We start from the raw sequence: 17,366 nt of genomic DNA, 5'->3' as shown, positions 1-17,366 counted from the left end.
CCGAGTCGGGCGGCTTGGGCGCGAGCGTTCTCGGCAGGCTCTAGCATCGAAATGCGCCTGATGGCTGGAGGAGATCGACGCGTGACGGTGTACGACGAGCTGGTCGGGCAGGAGCCCGTGATCGAGCAGCTGCGCGCCGCCGCGGCCGCCGGAGCCGAGGCCCTGGCGGGCACGGGCGGCGGTGGCATGACACACGCGTGGCTGTTCACGGGACCGCCCGGATCGGGCCGCTCCGTCGCCGCGCGGGCGTTCGCCGCCGCGCTGCTGTGTCCCGACCAGGGATGCGGGCACTGTGCGTCCTGCCACCAGGTGCTGTCCGGCAGCCACGCCGACGTCGAGGTCGTCCGTCCCGCCGGCCTGTCGTACGGCGTCCGGGAGACCCGGGAGCTGGTGCTGCGGGCCGCCTCCTCACCGACCGGCGGGCGGTGGCGGATCGTGCTGTTCGAGGACGCCGACCGGTCCACCGAGCAGGCAGCGAACGCGCTGCTCAAAGCTATCGAGGAGCCCCCGGCCCGTACGGTCTGGCTGCTGTGCGCGCCGTCGCCGGACGACCTGGTCGTGACGATCCGGTCCCGCTGCCGGCTCGTTACGCTGCGGACGCCGCCCGCGCGGGCGGTCGCCGAGGTCCTCGTGCTCCGGGAGGGGATCGACCCGGACGTCGCGGCCGCGGCGGCCCGGGCGGCGCAGGGGCACGTCGGCCGGGCGAAGCGCCTGGCCACCGACGAGCAGGCGCGCCGCCGCCGGGCCGAGGTGCTGGCCGTACCCGGGAGGCTGAGCGGGGTCGGGCCCGCCGTCGAGGCCGCCGAGGCGCTCGTGAAGGCCGCCGAGGCGGAGGCCAAGGAACTCGGAGCGAGTCTCGACGCCGAGGAGACCGCTGCGATGCGCCAGGCGCTCGGCGAGAGCGCGAAGGGCCGCATGCCGCGCGGCACGGCGGGCGCCCTGAAGGAGCTGGAAGACCGCCAGAAGTCCCGGACGACCCGGATGAAGCGCGATGCCCTCGATCGCGCGCTCCTCGACCTGGCCTCGTACTACCGGGACCTGCTCGTCGTGCAGCTCGGCGCCGGAGTCGACCTGGTCAACGCCGACCGGGAGCGGGAGCTGCGGTCGGTGTCCGGGCCGCCGGAGGCCACGCTGCGCCGCCTGGAGGCCATCATGGTGTGCCGGGAGCGCCTGGGGGCGAACGTCAATCCCCAGCTCGCGGTCGAGGCCATGGCCATGGCCTTGCGTACCGGCTGACCACGCCGCCCCGGACGCGGCTCGCCCGCCGCGGCTACCCCTCCTGCGGGGCTATGCCTCCTGCGGGGTTACGCCTCCTGCGGGGCAGGGGCGGCGCGGACTGGTCGGGCGTGGGCTGGTCGGGCGTGGGCTGGGCGGGGGCCTGGGCGAGGTTCTGGAGCCAGGCGAGGTGGTCGGCGAAGGCGGTACGGCCCTGGGGAGTGAGCCGGAACCAGGTTCGTGGGCGGCGCCCGACCGCGCCCTTGCGTACCTCCAGGTAGCCGGCGTCTTCGAGCACGCGGGAGTGTTTGGACAAGACCGAATCGCTGACCCCTACCGTGTCGCGAACGACCGAGAACTCAACCCACTCCGCGCCGGCGGCGAGCAATCCGCAGATCGACAACCGGGTCAGGGGGTGGATGAGCTCGTCCGGCCGTCCGCGGCCCTCAGGGCGATTCATCGTGAGGTCGTCCGCCCTTCGGTGATGTCGTTCCGGATCGCGGTGGTCCGGCGGATGAGGATGCCCACGGTCACGGCCGCCATGATGACGACCACGACGACCGCGAGTGCCGTCTGGCCATGATCGAGGAGCAGGCGCTCCGTGACGTACCCCGCGAACGCTATCGCGACCGTGACCAGCCCGATCGGCCGGACCGAGGGGTAGCGTGCCAGCCGGTAGGGGAGCCTTACGCCGCTCGTGCGGGCCCAGAGTCGATCAAGGCCGATCATCACGACCACGGGCACGAGCGCCACCCACTGACTCACCACGGGTGAGACGTACTTCGACAGGAACGGGACGGCCATCACCGCCGCCGCCATCACCGCACCCACTGTCAGGTACCACCAGGGCAACCGGATCCGCTCGGCCAGCGTGGCGCGCTGCCGGCGGAGCTGGTCCAGACTCTGCGGCGTAGCGTTCATGACGGATCTCCCTTGTCTGGAAAATACTTTCCGTTCTGGAAAGTACATTCCCAATGTTTCTCTTGTCACACCTCGGCGCGCCGGGCCGGCCGCTTCCGTCGGCCGCGCGGTCCGATCACGCCACACCGGTCCGACTGCGTCACACCGGTCCGATCGCGCCGGTCCGGAGCGCGGAACGGCGCGGCGCTGGCCATAAGCGGCCATGCGTCTCAGGTGCCACAGCACTGGACTAATCACGCACGCAACCGTTCTGATGCCTCCATTGCCGGTTCTTTACCGGCGTCCGGTTGACATCAGTGGAGGTGTGCAGTGCGGCGCGCCATCGTTTTGGCCGCCTGCGTCGCTGTCACAGCGGCGCTCGCGGTTCCCGCTCAGGCGGGGCCCTCATCGACGACCTCGGCCGACGGGAAGGCCGCGGAGTACGTCGTGCTCTACAGGGACGGCGTCTCTCCCGAGCAGGCGCACGCGGCGATCAAGGCCGCGGGCGGCACCATCGTCCGGGAGAACACCGCCGTGGGGCTGGCCACGGTCCGTTCGACGCGCGGTGCGTTCGGCGTCGACGCCCGGCGGCTGGCCGCCGTCGAGGGCGTCGCGCGGGACCGGGCGATCGGCGAGGCGCCGAAGATCACGCGCCGGGCGGCCGACAAGAACATCGCGGTCGAGAAGGAGGGCCGCGACGGCGGGAGCCGTGGTCACGGGCCGAAGGTCAAGGGCGACCCCCTCGCCGGCGGTCAGTGGGACATGCAGCGGATCCACGCGACCGCCGACGGCTCGTACAAGGTGGAGCCGGGCGACCGGCGGGTGCTCGTCGGGGTCATCGACACCGGCATCGACGGGAACCACCCCGACATCCGGGCGAACTTCGACCGGAGGCTGAGCCGTAACTTCACCAAGGACATCCCGGCCGACGCGAACGGCGCCGAGGTCGACGGGCCCTGCGAGCACCCCTCCTGCGTGGACCCGGTCGACGAGGACGACAACGAGCACGGCACGCACGTCGCCTCGACGATCGCCTCTCCGCTCAACGGGCTCGGCATGGCGGGCGTCGCCCCGAACGTCACGCTCGTCAACGTACGGGCCGGGCAGGACTCGGGCTTCTTCTTCCTGCAGCCGGTCGTGGACGCGATCACGTACGCCGCGGACGCCGGCATCGACGTGGTCAACATGAGCTTCTACACGGATCCGTGGCTGTTCAACTGCCCGGACAACCCGGCCGACACGCCGGAGTACCAGGCCGAGCAGCGTACGGTGATCAAGGCGACCGAGCGGGCCCTGGCGTACGCCCACCGGCACGGCGTCACGATGGTGTCGGCGGCGGGCAACGGCGCGACCGACTACACCAAGACGATCGTCGACGACTCCAGCCCGGACTACGTGGCCACGCCCGGCGAGGCTCCGTACACCCGCACGATCCCGCCGAGCTGCGTCTCCGAGCCGAGCGAGGGCCAGAACGTCATCGCGGTCTCGTCGGTCGGTGTCAGTGGCCGTAAGGCGTACTACTCCGACTACGGCAACGGGTACGTGGACGTCGCCGCGCCGGGTGGGGACGTGTACGACACCGCCGACGGCAAGCGCGACGTCACGAAGGGCATCCTCGCGGCCTACCCCGAGTCGCTGGCCCGCGCCCGCGGTGAGCTGAACGCCGACGGCACGCCGAACGTCCCGTACGTCGTCCGCGACTGCAAGGGCACGACCTGCGCGTACTACCAGTACCTCCAGGGCACGTCGATGGCGTCGCCGCACGCCACCGGCGTCGCGGCGCTGATCGTGAGCCGGTACGGGCACCGTGACCCGAGGCACGGCGGCCTGACGCTGTCCCCGGACGTCGTCCAGCGGGTCATGCGGGGGACGGCCACGAAGCAGCCGTGCCCGTCACCGGCCGCCTTCACGTACACGCGCTACGTCCTGCAGGCGGACGGCACGTACCAGAAGGTGACCGCCACGCACACCTGTGAGGGGCCGGCCGGTCACAACGGCTTCTTCGGCAGCGGCGTCGTCGACGCCCTGCACGCCGTGGGCCGCTGACGCCCGACGTCTCATGAGTACGGCCCACCCGCAGCGCGGGTGGGCCGTACTCATGCAGGTCAGTGGGCGCGGAAGACGGCGACCGGGGCGCTGCCCGGCTGTACCGCCCGTTCGGCGAGCACGACGTAGCGGTCCCCGGTCGAGTAGAACAGCGGGTCGTCGTCGTAGTCCGCGATGCGGGGGAGGCCGAGGTAGTTCAGTCTCCCGTCGCGCAGGGACAGGGCCCACAGTCCCGGCTTCCAGGTGGCGTCGCCGAGGAGGTGCACGCGGCCGGGCTCGGCCTGTATCGCGGCGAAGTCACCGGTCTTGGCCGACCAGCGCAGCCGGCCGTCCGCCAGGTCGTAGGCGACCACGCGGTACTTCTCGCCGGGCAGTTGCGCCTTGGCGACGAGGAGCCCGTCCTGCAGGACGACATCCCGGGCGGGCGTGGCGCGGAACCCGTGGTCGCCGACGTCCAGCCGCCGCTGCCCGTCGTCGACGGGGATCGACGCCCGCGCCCGGCCGGTCTCGTCGAAGGAGGTCACGACACTGACGCCGCGCTGCCCGCTCTCCTGGATCCAGACGACCGCCGGGTCTGCGGACAGCGGCCGGATGTTCGCGATGGTGCCCCGGATCGGGGCCTTCGCCGTCCACCGGGCGTGCCCGGTCCCGGCGTCCAGGGCGCGGATCTCCGGCACCTGGTCGACGCACGACACCGTGGTCAGGACCTGGCCGTGCCCGGCGGCGACGGTCGCGAAGCGGCACTGGTCGGCCGTCTTGTCCTGCCAGAGCGGGGTGCCGTCGCGCAGGCGTACGGCCATGACGGAGTGTGCGGTCCGCAGGGCGGCCATGCCGTCCGCGACCGCGATGACGTCCGCGTTGATCGCCGTCGAGCCGCCGTCGGCGGGCACGGTGCGCTCCCACAGGGCGCGGCCGGTGGTCAGGTCGACGGCCGCCACGTGGGAGCACGGCTGCGACTCGGCGCCGTGCGCGATCAGCCCGACACCGTCGGCGGCCGTACGGCTCATCGCGCACAGGACGTCCTGTCCGGGCACGGTGTACGTCCAGCGGACGGCGCCGGTGGCGACGTCGTACCCGACGAGGCGGTCGAACCGGCCGCGGACCACCGTCGGCCCGGAGAGCCAGCCGCCGAGCCCCTCCACCGTCATCGGCCGGTCGGGCCGCGCCTGCCACACCGCGGCGAGCGTCCTGCCGTGCGACCAGCGGAAGACCGCCATGCCCGGGAAGATCCCCACCGCGGCGAGGACGACGGCCCCGAGGCAGCCGAGCCGGCGGGACCCCACTCGGGCGACGCCGAGGAGCGCGGCCGGCACCACGATGAACAGCGAAACGATCGAGACCGGCAGCATCCAGGCCGTGCCCCGGGGGCACGGACCGAGCGAGGTCCCGTCGTCGCTCGTTCCGCAGGAGCCGCCGGCCTCGGCGATGAGGGCCCAGAAAGTCGACACGAGCAGGGTGAGCACCGTCCCCACCAGAATGGCGCCGACCACGCCGATGACGAGCGGGGCGACGCTCCGGCCGGGCCTCTTCGCCGGCTCCGGCGGCACGATCTGGAATCCCTCGTCCACGGACATCCCAGCGGTTCCCTTCTCCGCTTGCGGCTGGGATGGAACGGCCAGTCCGGCAACAACCGAAGCGTCGAACCTGAGACTCCCGAGACACGATTTCGGTTGCCCCGATCCGGGGGTTCGTCCACAAGCTGTGGATGCCGAACCGCAGGGCGCTGAATACTCTTTCCGCATGCCGTACCGCGTCACGTTCGTCTGCACGGGCAACATCTGCCGCTCCCCGATGGCCGAGCACATCGTCCGCCGCCACGTCGAAGAGGAGGGCCTCGACGTCGAGGTCGACAGCTCCGGCACCGGGCACTGGCACGTCGGCGACCCCGCCGACGAGCGCGCGGTCGCGACGCTGCGCCGCGCCGGGTACACCTCCGCCCACCGGGCGCGGCAGTTCGAGGCCGCCTGGTTCGACCGGTACGACCTGATCATCGCGCTCGACCAGGGGCACCAGAGCGACCTGCGGTATCTCGCGCCGGACGAGGAGGCCGCGGCCAAGATCCGGCTGCTGCGCGAGTTCGACCCGGACGCCGCGCACCTGGACGTCGCCGACCCGTACTACAGCCGGAACTCCGCGTTCGAGGAGGTCCGCGAGCAGATCGAGGCCGCCGTCCCCGGCCTGCTCGACCACGTACGCGAGCAGCTCAAGAACGCCGGCTGACCGTGGACCGGCTCCTCGGCACCCCCATCGCCGAGGTCACCGACCTCGGCACGAGCCACGAGTGGTCCCTGCGGCGGGCCACCCTCACCGACGGGCGCCGGGTCTTCGTGAAAGAGGCCCGGCGGCGCATCGACGGGCTGTTCGCGGCCGAGGCGGCGGGGCTGCGGTGGCTGGCGGAGGGCTGGCGGCACGTCGCCGGCGACGACGCGCCGGGCCCCGTCCCCGAGGTCCTCGCCGCCGACGAGACGACCCTCGTCCTGCCGTGGATCGACACCGCCGCGCCGACCGACGAGGCGGCCGAGCGGTTCGGGCGGGAGCTGGCCGCCCTCCACGGCGCGGGCGCGGAGTCGTACGGCGCGCCGTGGCGCGGCTACATCGCCGAGCTGCCGCTGGACAACACCGCCGGCGCGTCCTGGCCGGAGTGGTACGCCGAACGCCGCGTCCTGCCGTACGTCCGGATGGCCGTCGACCGCGGCGTGCTGTCGTCCGGCGACGCGGCGGAGATCGAACGCGCCGCCGCCCGGATCCCGGACGTCGCCGGCCCCGCCGAACCACCCGCCCGCATCCACGGCGACCTGTGGTCCGGCAACGTCCTGTGGGGTCGCGACCGGGCCTGGCTCGTCGACCCGGCCGCGCACGCCGGGCACCGCGAGACCGACCTGGCGATGCTGGCGCTGTTCGGCGCGCCGCGGCTCGAGCGGATCCTCGCCGCGTACGACGAGGCGGCGCCGCTCGCCGGCGCCTGGCGGGCGCGCGTGCCACTGCACCAGCTGCATCCGCTGCTCGTCCACGTCGTCCTGTTCGGCGGCGCGTACCGCGGGCAGGCCCTCGCGGCGGCACGCTCCATCGGAAGGCTGTGATCTCGCTCACGCCGGAGTGATACCGGTTGCACGTAGGCTGACGGGCAGTCGACCCCCCGGCGGACGGAGCGAGTCATGGGCATGATGATGGCCGTCAGCTTTTCGCGGTACGGACGTCTCTACTACCTCGACCCGGGGCCGTACTCACCGAAGGTCGGCGACAAGGTCCTCGTCCCCACCGACGCCGGCTCCGAGGTCGCCGAGTGCATCTGGGCCCCGCAGTGGGTCTCCGAGGACGTCGACCTGCCGGTCTGCGCCGGCCTCGCCGGCGAGGAGCACCTCGCCCGCGACGAGGCCAACCGGCGGCGCCGCGTGGAGGCGCGCTCCATCGCCAAGCGCCTCATCCGCAAGCACGACCTCCCGATGAAGGTCATCGGCGTCGACTACCTCGACCAGGACAACGTCTACAAGATCTACTTCTCGGCGCCGAACCGCGTCGACTTCCGCGCACTCGTCCGCGACCTCGCCCGCGCGATGAAGGCCCGCGTCGAGCTCCGCCAGGTCGGCCCGCGCGACGAGGCACGTCTGCAGGGCGGCATCGGCCCGTGCGGACGTGACCTGTGCTGCGCCACCTTCCTCAAGGACTTCGAGCCGGTGTCGGTGCGGATGGCCAAGGAACAGGACCTGCCGGTCAACCCGCTGCGCATCGCCGGCGCCTGCGGGCGGCTCATGTGCTGCCTGAAGTACGAGCACCCGCTGTACGTCGAGGCGCACCAGCGCATGCCCCGGCTCGGCGCCCGCGTGCAGACCGACTCCGGCGCCGGCCAGGTCGTCGGCCGTAACGTGCCCTCCGACACGGTCACCGTACGGCTCGACGGCGGCGGCCGCTGCGCCTGCCCGTCCGCGTCCGTCTGCTCGCCCCGCAAACAGCACGACCAGCGCTATGGCGACACTCTGGGATGACTCGCCAACACGCTGAGTAGCGAAAACGCGCACTGATCCGCGTAGGCTGCCAGGGACACTCAACGGCGATGAGAACGGTGACGGCGTGAAGAAGTTCCGTACGGTCTCCGTGCTGGCAGCGGCCGCGATCGTGGTGACCGCCTGCACGGACACCCCGAAGTCCACGGCGTCGGCGCCCTCCGCCGGCGGCAGCGCCGCCGTCTACGGTCAGCGGATCTCCTGGCACGACTGCGGTGGCGGCTTCCAGTGCGGCAGCATCCGGGTGCCTCTCGACTACGCCCACCCGACCAACCGCACCCTCACGCTCGCGGTGATCCGCCTGCCCGCCGAGAGCGGCCAGCGCAGAGGATCACTCGTCCTCAACCCCGGCGGCCCCGGCGGCTCCGGCGTCGAGTTCGCCCGCGGCTCCGCCCGCTCGTTCGGCCCCGACCTGCGCCGCAACTTCGACATCGTCGGCTTCGACCCGCGCGGCGTCGGCCAGAGCCGCCCCTCGGTCCGCTGCCTGAACGGTAAACAGCTCGACCGGTTCTTCGAGACCGACACCTCGCCCACGAACCAGACCGAGCTGAACGACCTCGTCGACGTCAGCAAGACCTGGGCCGACGAGTGCAAGAACCGCATCCCCACGCTGCTCCCGCACGTCGGCACCGCCAACGCCGCCCACGACATGGACGTCCTGCGCGCCGCCCTCGGCGACAAGGGCCTCACCTACTACGGCGCCTCGTACGGCACCTACCTCGGCGCGTACTACGCCCACGAGTTCCCCAAGCACGTCCGCGCCCTCGTCCTCGACGGCGCCATCGACCCGAAACTCAGCGCCGACGCCATCAACATCGAGCAGGCCAAGGGCTTCGACACCGCCACCCGGGCCTTCGCCGCCGACTGCGTCACCACCAAGGACTGCCCCCTCGGCACCGGCGACACCGACGCGGCCCTCGACCGCCTCGGCCGGCTGTTCGACCAGACCAGAAAGAAGCCCCTCCACAACGGCCTGAACGACGGCCGCGTCGTCGACGGCTCCATGGTCGAACTCGGCGTCGCCGCCGCCCTCTACAACAAGCAGACCTGGCCGGTGTTGAAACTCGCGCTGCGGAACGCCATCGACCAGAACGACGGCACCACCCTCCTCCGCCTCGGCGACCTCCTCATCGAGCGCAACAAGGACGGGTCCTACTCCAACCAGACCGAGGCCAACATGGCCATCAACTGCGTCGACAAGCCGTACGACCGCGACCTCAACGCCTGGAAGGACCAGGCCGCCCGCGCCAAGAAGGCCGCCCCGCTCTTCGGCCGGTTCGTCGTCTGGGGCACCCTGCCGTGCGCCTACTGGCCCGTCCAGGACAACACCAGACCCCAGGCCTTCGCCGCCAACGGCGCCAGGCCCATCCTCGTCGTCGGCACCACCCGTGACCCGGCCACCCCGTACAAGTGGGCCCAGGGCCTCGCGTCGGAGCTGAAGTCCGGCGTCCTGCTCAGCCTCGACGGCGACGGCCACACGGCCTACCTCCAGGGCAACCCCTGCATCACCACCGCCGTGGACCGCTACCTCCTCACCGGCACTCCGCCGAGGAAGAACACCATGTGCCACTGATATGGGTGTACGAGGAGCCCGGGGAACCCGGTAGACTCTTCGCGTCACACGCTGTGTGGCAGGCCGCCTTAGCTCAGTCGGCAGAGCGATTCACTCGTAATGAATAGGTCGTCGGTTCGATTCCGACAGGCGGCTCGTCTGTGACGTGGGCGCCTCTCCTTCGGAGAGGCGCCCTTCGTCGTCCCTGGTCTCATTCTCGGTCTCATTCGCCGTGAACAGCGCTCGGCCGATGCGCTGGGCGGCGTCGTGGACGAGGGGCGAGGCGACGTGCGTGTAGCCGCGGGTGACGCGGATGTCGGAGTGCCCCAGGATCTCTTGGACCACGGCGAGGGCTACCCCTTGTTCGAGGAGGAGCGTCGCGGCCGTGTGGCGGGCGGCGTGGACGCGGTAGTGCGGGAGACCGGCGGCGCGGAGGAGATCCGCCCAGGCATCCCAGTCGCGGCGAGGATCGATCGGACGGCCGTTCGGCTGGCAGAACACGAGATCGTGTCCCTCCCAGACACTGCCGGCCCGCTTGCGCTGCCGCTCCTGCCACGCGAAGTGGTGGCGTAGGACTTCCACCAGTTCGTCGGCGAGGGCGATCGTCTTCTTCCGCCGTTCCTTGATCTGGCGGAAGACGAGCCCTCCGCCTGTGCGCTTCGGGCACGTGGACGCGTGCCTGACGCAGTTCTTCGGGCAGAGACCCTTGGCGTCCTCGGGGACGCACTTGTGGCGGCGTCCGGACGTCCGCTTGGCCTTCGGGCAATCGTCGGGGCAGGGGCGGCGGTGCTTGTCCTTCGTGCATTCCGCGGAATCGTCGCAGCCGTGTTGCCATGTGGTCCGCTGGAGCTGGAACCACACGCGCGCCTCGGCGCGGTAGCGATCGTCACCGCACCTCGGGCACTTCGGTGAGTCGGTGACCCACCAGCCGATCACCGATCCGCTGTGATCGCAGCCGAGGCAGGTGGCGACGAGATACGGCCAGCGCAGCCCCAGGACCTCGCCCTGACGTAGGCCACACGACAGCCCGACCGACCAGCGAGCCCCGTTGGGACGCTGCTGAGCCTCGGCAAGGACCTTTCGCGCCTCGTCGCGGGTCAGTGACTTGAGTTCCGGGTTGTCGAGCCGTGGCGGCTGGACGAGTTCGGCGGGATTCCGGCCGACGCGTTGTCGCCGTACGGCGACGCTGTAGGCACTGGAGATGATCGCGTGGACCTTGCGGACGTGGCTCGGCTTCTTGCCGGCGGCGAACATCTTCGAGTAGAGCGCTTCGAGGTGTTCGGGCTGGCAGCGGTCGATCCGGTGACGGCCGATGTTCGGGAAGATCCAGTTTCGACAGTCCGACCAGTAGGCACTGATCGTGTTGGGTGCCGTCTGCTTAAGCGGCAGTACGGTCGTGAGCCAGTAGGTCATCCACTTTTCCACGGTCGGTGGACGACCAGGTTTGTCGACCTTTCCGGCGTCGCGCTTGGCTTCCAGCTCGCGGACTTTCTTCGTCACCTCCCTTTCGGTCTTGGCGGTGACGTGGCGCCGGTCGGGGCTGCCGTCGTTCTTCACGCCCATCGTGACGCGGCCGTGCCAGCGGCCATCGCTGCCCTTGTAGATGGTCGAGCGGCCATCGGGCGTACGCGTTGGCTTGGTTCTGCCCTTTGGCTTACTCGATTTGTCGGCCAAGCTGATCACTCCTTTCCTGCGGTGCGGAGACGGTTGACGTAGGCGTCGAGGGCGGTGGCGGGGATCTTGCGGCTTCGGCCGATGTAGACGGATTCGATCTCGTTCGCGGTGAGGAGTTCATAGAGCTTCGTCCTGCTGATTCGGAGGAGCGCGGCGGCTTCGGGAAGCGTGTAGAGGAGCGGTGTGTCGGGTGCGGTCGTCGTGGTGTTCACCTCCTTCCGGGGTCGTTCGTCCGCGCGGACGTCCGGACGTTCTGGGGTCCTACGCGCGCAGGCGCGCGCGAGAACACGGACGAACGAGCGGTCACGGACGTTGGGCGGCGCGCCAGCGGCCTCGGGAGACCTGCTGGACGCGTCCGGCGTGGGCGTGCTCTTGGAGTCGGCTGTAGACCCAGGTACGGCCCATGCCTGTGATCTTCATGAGCTGGGAGACGGACAGCCCTACGTCGGGTGCTTCGAGCAGGGCCGTCCAGAGGGCTTGTTCGGGGTCGTCGGCGATGATCTCGGCATCGATCACCTCTACATCGGCGGTCGTGTGGGCGATGGCATCCGCGGATAGGGCGTCGAGACGAGGCCGGCGGTTGCGGTGAGCGCGGGCGGTGGCGCGTACCCGCTCGTCAGTGAGCAGGTAGGCACGGGCTCGGCGAGGGACGTCGAAGCCGGGTGCGGAGATGAGGAACTTGCCGGGCGCGTCGAGGGTGTGAGCGTGCCAGCCGGCGGTGTGGGCGCCTTGGCCGAGGATGAGATCGGTGTCGCGGCGCTCGCGGACGCGGAGGCAGATGCGGATGTCCATCTGGGAGCGGACGGCGCCCTTGCCCATGGCTGCCTGTGTCGGGCGCTGCGTGGCGGCGAGGAGTGTGACGGCGACGGCACGGCCTCGGCGGGCGATCGAGTCCGCATGGGCCATCGCGTCGGGCGACTCGTCGGCGAGTTCGGCGTATTCGTCGGCCACGATGATCAGCGTGGGCTCTTCCGGAGTCGGTATCCACAGGCGAGCGCCCTGGCGGGTGAGGGTGGCCGCGCGAGCGTCGAGGATGGTGACGGCATCGGCGAGGAGTTCGGCGGCCTGCCGCGGGTCGGTGGCGATCCGGTCGAGGCAGGACGCCCAGGGCTGGAGTTCCATGCCGCCTTTGAGATCGATGCCCCAGATCACCACGTCCGGGTAGGCGGTGAGGGCGGCGAGGATGACGTTGAGAATGCCGCTCTTGCCGGATCCGGCGATGCCGGCGACGAGGGCATGCCGATGTAGGAGCCTGACGCGTACGGGTGTGGCGTCCTCGAAGACGCCGAGCTCGACGGGGTCGGCGACGCTCGTGCCGGTCGGTGCGGGCCAGGGGATCGGACGGGCGTGCGGGTCCTTCTCGAGGACATGCAGGACGCAGTGATCCGCACGGGCGGGGTCAGGCTCGACACGGACCGATCCGGGGCGCGTGCCGAGGCCAGACTCGATCGCCGGAAGTCTGTTGATGACGTCGGTGACGGTCTGCCCGCGCTTGAGGGCCAGTCTGGCGCGCCAGCCCCACAGGTCGACGACGGCGGACAGGACGCGTGATCCGGCGAGGCCGATCGTCTCGGCGAGATCGGGCCAGGCGTTCACTGTGCGTTCGATGCGGACGCGGGAACGGCGTCGGCGGTGCGACCACCAAGGCGCGCCGCAGATGAGAGTGACGGCGACGAGCAGACCGGGGAGCGGTGGCGAGGTCGGCCCGTGCGCGGTCGCCGTGGCGAACCATCCCCCGGCAGCGATTGCGACGACGGCGGCGTAGGCACGTTCGATGCCCCGATCGAGCCAGCGCTTACCGCTCGCCAGGATGACGGCTACGGCAACGACGGTGAGCGCGAGGACGTCTGGCCAGAGTCCGCGGTGGCCGTGGTGGAGGAACGCTGCGGCTCCAGCCAGGAGCAGCGCCGTGGTGAGCGGCGCGAGTTCGGAGCGGTAGCGGAACAGCCATCGGGCCAGTACGGCGATGGCCTCGCCCGCCTGGCGGTCGTCCGTGACGACGTACAGCGGCATGGGCTCGGAGCGGCCCCACCGGCGCCGGCGAGTCGGGTAGCGCTGCCTCATCGGCCACCCTCCCGAAGGCCGACGAGGGCGAGGAGTTCGGCGGCGTGCAGGTCCTCGTCCGGAAGCTGGCCGTGCTCGTCGAGTTCGTCCCGGAGATAGAGCAGCGGATCGTCCTCGCCGTCCCGTTCGGCGGCGACGGTGGCGCGGGCGGCGGCGAGCAGGCCGGCGTACTGGGCGCGGGCGAGTGCGAGCAGGGACCTGAGACGTTCAACCTCGGCGATGAGCATCGGGAGGTCGGCGACGGCCACCCACAGCGCGACGGGTACGCGCGCGGATCGTGCTTCGTGCAGGTGAGTACGGACGGCGTTGAGGTCGAGGGTCGGGCGTGGAGCCCGTTGGGGTCGTGTCATGGGCAGTCCGGAACCTCCTTCCGGTCGGGGACGTCCTTGGGGAGCGGCGCGGCGGGCGTCACGCCGAGCGCGGACAGCAGCGCCTCGGCGGCTGGCACGGCGTCGCCGAGCTGGACGAGCGTGTAGCGGGTCTTGACGCCCTGGCGGGCCAGTTCCTTCATGAGGAGGTCGACGAGGGCGTACGGGTCATAGGTCGGCTTGCTCATCGGCGGTGCCTTCCTCGATCAGTTGGCGTCGGAGTTCGGTGGCGCGGGCGTTGCTGACGCGCAGCGTCGTTCGGAGCGCGTCACGGGTGATGGGGCGGCCGTCGTTGGCTTCCCGGTGCCGCACGTCGGCCGCGCGGGCGGCGTGGATCAGTTCGTCCTCGGTCCGGTACCGGCGGTGGCGCTTGCGGCGAGTACGGCGGGAGTGCCGGTCGCGGTCGCCAGTACGGTCCTCGGCGGTGGCTTCGGTCCGTCCTTGTAGGGCGTGAAGGTGGGCGGTGAGCCCGAGGACGGCGGCAGGGACGGCGCCGACGAGGACGACGATGGGCCAGGACACCGACAGAAGTCCGGTACGGGCTGCGTGGTACGTCGCGTTGCCCGCGATGCTGGCCGCGATGGCGCCCAGGGCGTTGAAGCGGGCGAAGCGCCGAGCGGCGGCCGACCGCGTCGAGGCGGCCAGCCAGACGCGCGCCGAGGTCATCGCGTAGGCGTCCAGAGTGATGGGCAGCAGCCACGACATCCGTGACGGCCAGCCGGCGATGTGTGCCAGCCCTTGCAGCCCGGAGAAGCTGGCGATGGCTGCGGAGGCGGCGGCGACGGTCATCCCTGCCATGACCCACCAGTCGCGGTCGGCGTTCGTTGGGGGCGTGGTCACGGGGGTCCTCTCAGATCTTGATGCCGGACAGGAAATGAGCGAAGGACCGCACGCCTTGGCGGATCTGCGGCGCGAGAGAGGTCGAGGCGAGGTAGAAGCCGAAGAGCATGCAGACGACGGCGTGCCAGGCGCGGAGGCCGGCGTAGCGGTACAGGCCGTAGACCAGCGCGCCGAGCACGATGACGAGCGAGACGGACAGTGCCAAGCGGAGATCACCTCCCTTCCGATCGGACCAGGGGAACGGGCGCGCGACGGTCGGAGCCGACCGCCTGAAGGTCGTTGCCGCGGGTGTGGTCGGTGTCGGGCTTGCGGACGTGTACGCCGAGGACCGAGCGAGCGAAGGCGGCGAGCGGCGTAGGGGCGGCGGAGTCCAGTCCGGCCCAGGGCGCCTCGCGATGAGTACCGACGATGACGAGGCCGATGAGTACGAGCGCCATGGCAGCGAGGACGAGGGCGAGTCCGGCGATCACGATGGCCATCACCGGCTCACCGCCTCGGCGTCGCGGCGGAAGATGCGGCGGACGCGGGTACCGCGCCGAGCACGGGCGGTACGGCGGAACCAGGCGGCGCGGGCGCGGCATTTGCGGCACAGGCCGAACCGGTACTCCGAGCGCGCCCCACACGGGCACTGGCGTTGCCAGTCGTCCAGGGGGAGGGGGCGAAGTTGCATCGAGGGCTCCTCTCCGAGCCCGCGTACCGACGATCCCTAAGAAGTGAACAGGACTAGTCATGTGCACGATTACAGTGCGGCGTCTTAGCACCTGTCAAGGTCTGGGTTGTTCGCCGGAACGGGGCTCTGGCTTATCGGGATTTCCTTACGCCATCGAGGATGCGCCGATCAGCCGTGACGAGCACCTACATGACTGGACGTGTTCATGACGTCCTGACTAGGGTGTTGGCGTCCCAAGACGTCCTGCGATCCGGTCGGGTAGATGGCGAACGAACGGCTACGAGCGGTCCTGCTAGAGCAGGGAATCACCGTTGCCGCCCTCGCCGAGGCGATCGACGTCGACGAGAAGACCGTTGAGCGCTGGATCAGCAAGGGACGCACGCCGTACCGTCGACACCGCTATGCAGTGGCAACGCGCCTCGGCGTGGACGAGACCTACCTGTGGCCCGAAGCGCTCTCGAATGAGCAGGTCACCGCGGCATCTCAGAGCGAGCTCATCACCGTCTATCCGCAGCGTACGGCCGTGCCGCGGGACGGATGGGGACGTCTATTCTCACGGGCCGAGCGCGAGATCGGGATCCTTGTCTACGCCGGCCTCTTCCTCTCCGAAGACGGCGGCGTACAGAAGATCCTTATGGACAAGGCACGGGCAGGCGTACGAGTGCGCATCCTGCTCGGCGACCCGGACAGCCCTGAAGTGGCACAACGTGGCGCCGACGAGGGCGTGGACGACGCCATGGCGGCCAAGATCCGCAACGCCCTCGTCATGTACCGGCCGCTGCGCGCCGTCGAGGGAATCGAATTTCGCTTCCACAAGACGATCTTGTACAACTCGATCTACCGGGCCGACGACGAGTTGCTGGTCAACACGCACGTCTACGGCGTGACCGCGCCGCGCGCGCCGGTTCTCTACCTTCGTAAGGTTGCTGGCGGCGACATCGTGAACACCTACCTCGAAAGCTTCGAGCGCGTCTGGGACGGCGCGACACCGATACCGGAGGCGTGACGTTGGGGCGACGGATCGACTACTACGACGACCCCGACGCGCCGACCGCAAACAGCATCGTCCCGTCGGTCAACGTGGTCGTCGCCAACGACCAGGGCGAGATCCTGCTCATCCGCCGCACCGACAACGACAACTGGGCGGTCCCTGGGGGTGCCATCGATCTCGGCGAATCGCTCGCGCAGGCAGCCGTCCGGGAGACGAAGGAAGAGACCGGGATCGACTGCGAGATAACTGGCCTCGTCGGCATCTACACCGACCCGAAGCACGTCATGCGCTACACGAGCAACGACGAGGTCCGGCAGGAGTTCTCGATCGTCCTGACGGCTCGGCCGGTCGGTGGCACACCGACGCCGAGCAGCGAATCGAGCGAAGTGCGTTGGGTCGCGCCAGATGACGTCCGCGGCTACACGATGGACCGCTCGATGCGGCTGCGCGTCGAGCGTTACCTCTCCGGGCAGACCGCTCCGGAGGTCAGCTGATCGGCGCCTCGGCCTGAGCTCTTTCGATCGCCCGAACGGATCCGACGATGTGCGGTGACGAGCGCCTTATCGAGCGCGCCACGAGATGGCCGGCGCCATATCGTGACTGGATCTCGGCAAGACGGTCCTCTACCTCGATGGATTCCCCGTCCGGCGTCGTGGTCATGTCGCAGTAGGTCAGGGCGTCGGAGAAGAACGGATCAGCAGGCTTGAATTCGCCGGTCAACTCGGCGATCAGGCCACGTTCGCTGGCTTCGTTGATGGCGCAAGAGTGGTAGGCGACGAGGCTGCACAACGCGTCGTCGGCGTGCTCGACGTCCCGAAGGTGACGGGCGCCGTCGAGAGAGTGCAGGCCGGTGTCCACAAGGTCAGGGGAGTAGCCGACATCGTGCAGCCAAGCGGCGGCTTCAAGGAGATCGGCGTCATCGCCGAGGATTGGCGCGAGGCTCCGTGCCTGCCGGGCGACGCCTTGGCTGTGCGCCCAACGACGGGGAAGCGGCACTTCAAGGAGCTTGCGGGCGATCTCTTCGGCCCAGGCGGCTTTTCTCATG

At 70.3% G+C, this 17,366-nt stretch carries 21 protein-coding genes and 1 tRNA gene; 9 read left to right on the top strand and 13 right to left on the bottom strand.

Annotated features, from left to right (window positions below):
* The first annotated feature begins 81 nt into the window (after positions 1 to 81).
* On the top strand, positions 82 to 1,236 hold the full coding sequence (locus NE235_RS15065) for a DNA polymerase III subunit delta' (RefSeq protein WP_252803097.1): 1,155 nt from the start codon (positions 82 to 84) through the stop codon (positions 1,234 to 1,236).
* 34 nt (positions 1,237 to 1,270) lie between these two features.
* Here NE235_RS15065 and NE235_RS15060 read toward each other — a convergent pair whose 3' ends face one another.
* A complete protein-coding gene (locus NE235_RS15060) occupies positions 1,271 to 1,675 on the bottom strand; it encodes a winged helix-turn-helix domain-containing protein (RefSeq protein ID WP_308206081.1) in 405 nt (134 codons plus the stop codon).
* Complete coding sequence (locus NE235_RS15055; protein ID WP_252803095.1) at positions 1,672 to 2,136, bottom strand: hypothetical protein; 465 nt, start codon at positions 2,134 to 2,136, stop codon at positions 1,672 to 1,674. Before NE235_RS15055 ends, NE235_RS15060 begins: the two co-directional genes overlap by 4 nt.
* Positions 2,137 to 2,562: 426 nt before the next feature.
* On the opposite strand from NE235_RS15055, the gene NE235_RS15050 reads away from it, so the two are divergent.
* Positions 2,563 to 4,161, top strand: a complete 1,599-nt coding sequence (locus NE235_RS15050; RefSeq protein WP_252803093.1) for a S8 family peptidase — start codon at positions 2,563 to 2,565, stop codon at positions 4,159 to 4,161.
* Positions 4,162 to 4,220: 59 nt separating this feature from the next.
* Here NE235_RS15050 and NE235_RS15045 read toward each other — a convergent pair whose 3' ends face one another.
* The gene (locus tag NE235_RS15045) at positions 4,221 to 5,735 is read right to left on the bottom strand and encodes an outer membrane protein assembly factor BamB family protein (RefSeq protein ID WP_252803091.1); all 1,515 of its coding nucleotides are present in this window, start codon (positions 5,733 to 5,735) and stop codon (positions 4,221 to 4,223) included.
* 166 nt (positions 5,736 to 5,901) lie between these two features.
* Between NE235_RS15045 and NE235_RS15040 the strand changes: the two genes are divergently transcribed.
* From NE235_RS15040 to NE235_RS15020, 5 genes are all read left to right on the top strand, one after another.
* Positions 5,902 to 6,381 (top strand): low molecular weight protein-tyrosine-phosphatase, encoded by a 480-nt coding sequence (locus tag NE235_RS15040; RefSeq protein ID WP_252803089.1) that lies wholly within the window; start codon positions 5,902 to 5,904, stop codon positions 6,379 to 6,381.
* 2 nt (positions 6,382 to 6,383) lie between these two features.
* Complete coding sequence (locus tag NE235_RS15035) at positions 6,384 to 7,241, top strand: fructosamine kinase family protein (RefSeq protein WP_252803087.1); 858 nt, start codon at positions 6,384 to 6,386, stop codon at positions 7,239 to 7,241.
* 75 nt (positions 7,242 to 7,316) lie between these two features.
* Positions 7,317 to 8,144, top strand: coding sequence for a PSP1 domain-containing protein (locus NE235_RS15030; protein WP_252803085.1), 828 nt, complete (start codon positions 7,317 to 7,319; stop codon positions 8,142 to 8,144).
* A gap of 85 nt (positions 8,145 to 8,229) precedes the next feature.
* Positions 8,230 to 9,735, top strand: coding sequence for an alpha/beta hydrolase (locus tag NE235_RS15025; protein ID WP_252803083.1), 1,506 nt, complete (start codon positions 8,230 to 8,232; stop codon positions 9,733 to 9,735).
* A gap of 62 nt (positions 9,736 to 9,797) precedes the next feature.
* Positions 9,798 to 9,870: transfer RNA gene (locus tag NE235_RS15020), tRNA-Thr, on the top strand.
* On the opposite strand, the gene NE235_RS38680 is transcribed toward NE235_RS15020, so the two are convergent.
* The 9 genes from NE235_RS38680 to NE235_RS14975 all read right to left on the bottom strand — a co-directional run bounded on the left by NE235_RS38680 (position 9,826) and on the right by NE235_RS14975 (position 15,330).
* Positions 9,826 to 10,968, bottom strand: coding sequence for a tyrosine-type recombinase/integrase (locus tag NE235_RS38680; protein ID WP_406567580.1), 1,143 nt, complete (start codon positions 10,966 to 10,968; stop codon positions 9,826 to 9,828). The two genes, NE235_RS15020 and NE235_RS38680, sit on opposite strands and share 45 nt — an antisense overlap.
* A gap of 425 nt (positions 10,969 to 11,393) precedes the next feature.
* Positions 11,394 to 11,600, bottom strand: coding sequence for a helix-turn-helix domain-containing protein (locus NE235_RS15010; RefSeq protein ID WP_252803079.1), 207 nt, complete (start codon positions 11,598 to 11,600; stop codon positions 11,394 to 11,396).
* A gap of 91 nt (positions 11,601 to 11,691) precedes the next feature.
* Positions 11,692 to 13,452: an FtsK/SpoIIIE domain-containing protein gene (locus NE235_RS15005; RefSeq protein ID WP_252803077.1), complete on the bottom strand. Its 1,761-nt coding sequence runs from the start codon at positions 13,450 to 13,452 to the stop codon at positions 11,692 to 11,694.
* Complete coding sequence (locus NE235_RS15000) at positions 13,449 to 13,802, bottom strand: hypothetical protein (protein WP_252803075.1); 354 nt, start codon at positions 13,800 to 13,802, stop codon at positions 13,449 to 13,451. Before NE235_RS15000 ends, NE235_RS15005 begins: the two co-directional genes overlap by 4 nt.
* Positions 13,799 to 14,008, bottom strand: a complete 210-nt coding sequence (locus tag NE235_RS14995) for a hypothetical protein (RefSeq protein WP_252803073.1) — start codon at positions 14,006 to 14,008, stop codon at positions 13,799 to 13,801. Before NE235_RS14995 ends, NE235_RS15000 begins: the two co-directional genes overlap by 4 nt.
* Positions 13,989 to 14,660: a DUF2637 domain-containing protein gene (locus NE235_RS14990; protein WP_252803070.1), complete on the bottom strand. Its 672-nt coding sequence runs from the start codon at positions 14,658 to 14,660 to the stop codon at positions 13,989 to 13,991. Before NE235_RS14990 ends, NE235_RS14995 begins: the two co-directional genes overlap by 20 nt.
* A 10-nt stretch (positions 14,661 to 14,670) precedes the next feature.
* Positions 14,671 to 14,865 carry a hypothetical protein gene (locus tag NE235_RS14985; RefSeq protein WP_252803068.1) on the bottom strand — a complete coding sequence of 65 codons (195 nt, stop codon included), beginning with the start codon at positions 14,863 to 14,865 and terminating at the stop codon, positions 14,671 to 14,673.
* A 7-nt stretch (positions 14,866 to 14,872) separates the two neighbouring features.
* Positions 14,873 to 15,139: a hypothetical protein gene (locus tag NE235_RS14980; protein ID WP_252803066.1), complete on the bottom strand. Its 267-nt coding sequence runs from the start codon at positions 15,137 to 15,139 to the stop codon at positions 14,873 to 14,875.
* On the bottom strand, positions 15,139 to 15,330 hold the full coding sequence (locus NE235_RS14975) for a hypothetical protein (RefSeq protein ID WP_252803065.1): 192 nt from the start codon (positions 15,328 to 15,330) through the stop codon (positions 15,139 to 15,141). Before NE235_RS14975 ends, NE235_RS14980 begins: the two co-directional genes overlap by 1 nt.
* A gap of 262 nt (positions 15,331 to 15,592) precedes the next feature.
* On the opposite strand from NE235_RS14975, the gene NE235_RS14970 reads away from it, so the two are divergent.
* The gene (locus NE235_RS14970) at positions 15,593 to 16,336 is read left to right on the top strand and encodes an XRE family transcriptional regulator (protein WP_252803062.1); all 744 of its coding nucleotides are present in this window, start codon (positions 15,593 to 15,595) and stop codon (positions 16,334 to 16,336) included.
* 2 nt (positions 16,337 to 16,338) lie between these two features.
* Positions 16,339 to 16,815: an NUDIX domain-containing protein gene (locus NE235_RS14965; RefSeq protein WP_252803159.1), complete on the top strand. Its 477-nt coding sequence runs from the start codon at positions 16,339 to 16,341 to the stop codon at positions 16,813 to 16,815.
* Here the strand turns inward: NE235_RS14965 and NE235_RS14960 are convergent.
* The gene (locus NE235_RS14960) at positions 16,808 to 17,365 is read right to left on the bottom strand and encodes an HD domain-containing protein (RefSeq protein WP_289848620.1); all 558 of its coding nucleotides are present in this window, start codon (positions 17,363 to 17,365) and stop codon (positions 16,808 to 16,810) included. The genes NE235_RS14965 and NE235_RS14960 overlap by 8 nt on opposite strands.
* Position 17,366 lies beyond the last annotated feature (1 nt).

It is taken from the genome of Actinoallomurus spadix (assembly GCF_024055725.1).
GTDB classification, from domain to species: domain Bacteria; phylum Actinomycetota; class Actinomycetes; order Streptosporangiales; family Streptosporangiaceae; genus Actinoallomurus; species Actinoallomurus spadix.
Note: the sequence above shows the minus strand (reverse complement) of the source record. Positions and strands in the feature narration are given on the sequence as shown.

Coding starts and splice junctions, on each gene's coding strand:
- NE235_RS15060 (WP_308206081.1), bottom strand. CDS start 1,675: ATGAATCGCCCTGAGGGCCGCGGACGGCCGGACGAGCTCATCCACCCC.
- NE235_RS15055 (WP_252803095.1), bottom strand. CDS start 2,136: ATGAACGCTACGCCGCAGAGTCTGGACCAGCTCCGCCGGCAGCGCGCC.
- NE235_RS15045 (WP_252803091.1), bottom strand. CDS start 5,735: ATGTCCGTGGACGAGGGATTCCAGATCGTGCCGCCGGAGCCGGCGAAG.
- NE235_RS15040 (WP_252803089.1), top strand. CDS start 5,902: ATGCCGTACCGCGTCACGTTCGTCTGCACGGGCAACATCTGCCGCTCC.
- NE235_RS15030 (WP_252803085.1), top strand. CDS start 7,317: ATGGGCATGATGATGGCCGTCAGCTTTTCGCGGTACGGACGTCTCTAC.
- NE235_RS38680 (WP_406567580.1), bottom strand. CDS start 10,968: ATGTTCGCCGCCGGCAAGAAGCCGAGCCACGTCCGCAAGGTCCACGCG.
- NE235_RS15005 (WP_252803077.1), bottom strand. CDS start 13,452: ATGAGGCAGCGCTACCCGACTCGCCGGCGCCGGTGGGGCCGCTCCGAG.
- NE235_RS15000 (WP_252803075.1), bottom strand. CDS start 13,802: ATGACACGACCCCAACGGGCTCCACGCCCGACCCTCGACCTCAACGCC.
- NE235_RS14995 (WP_252803073.1), bottom strand. CDS start 14,008: ATGAGCAAGCCGACCTATGACCCGTACGCCCTCGTCGACCTCCTCATG.
- NE235_RS14980 (WP_252803066.1), bottom strand. CDS start 15,139: ATGGCCATCGTGATCGCCGGACTCGCCCTCGTCCTCGCTGCCATGGCG.
- NE235_RS14975 (WP_252803065.1), bottom strand. CDS start 15,330: ATGCAACTTCGCCCCCTCCCCCTGGACGACTGGCAACGCCAGTGCCCG.
- NE235_RS14970 (WP_252803062.1), top strand. CDS start 15,593: ATGGCGAACGAACGGCTACGAGCGGTCCTGCTAGAGCAGGGAATCACC.
- NE235_RS14960 (WP_289848620.1), bottom strand. CDS start 17,365: ATGAGAAAAGCCGCCTGGGCCGAAGAGATCGCCCGCAAGCTCCTTGAA.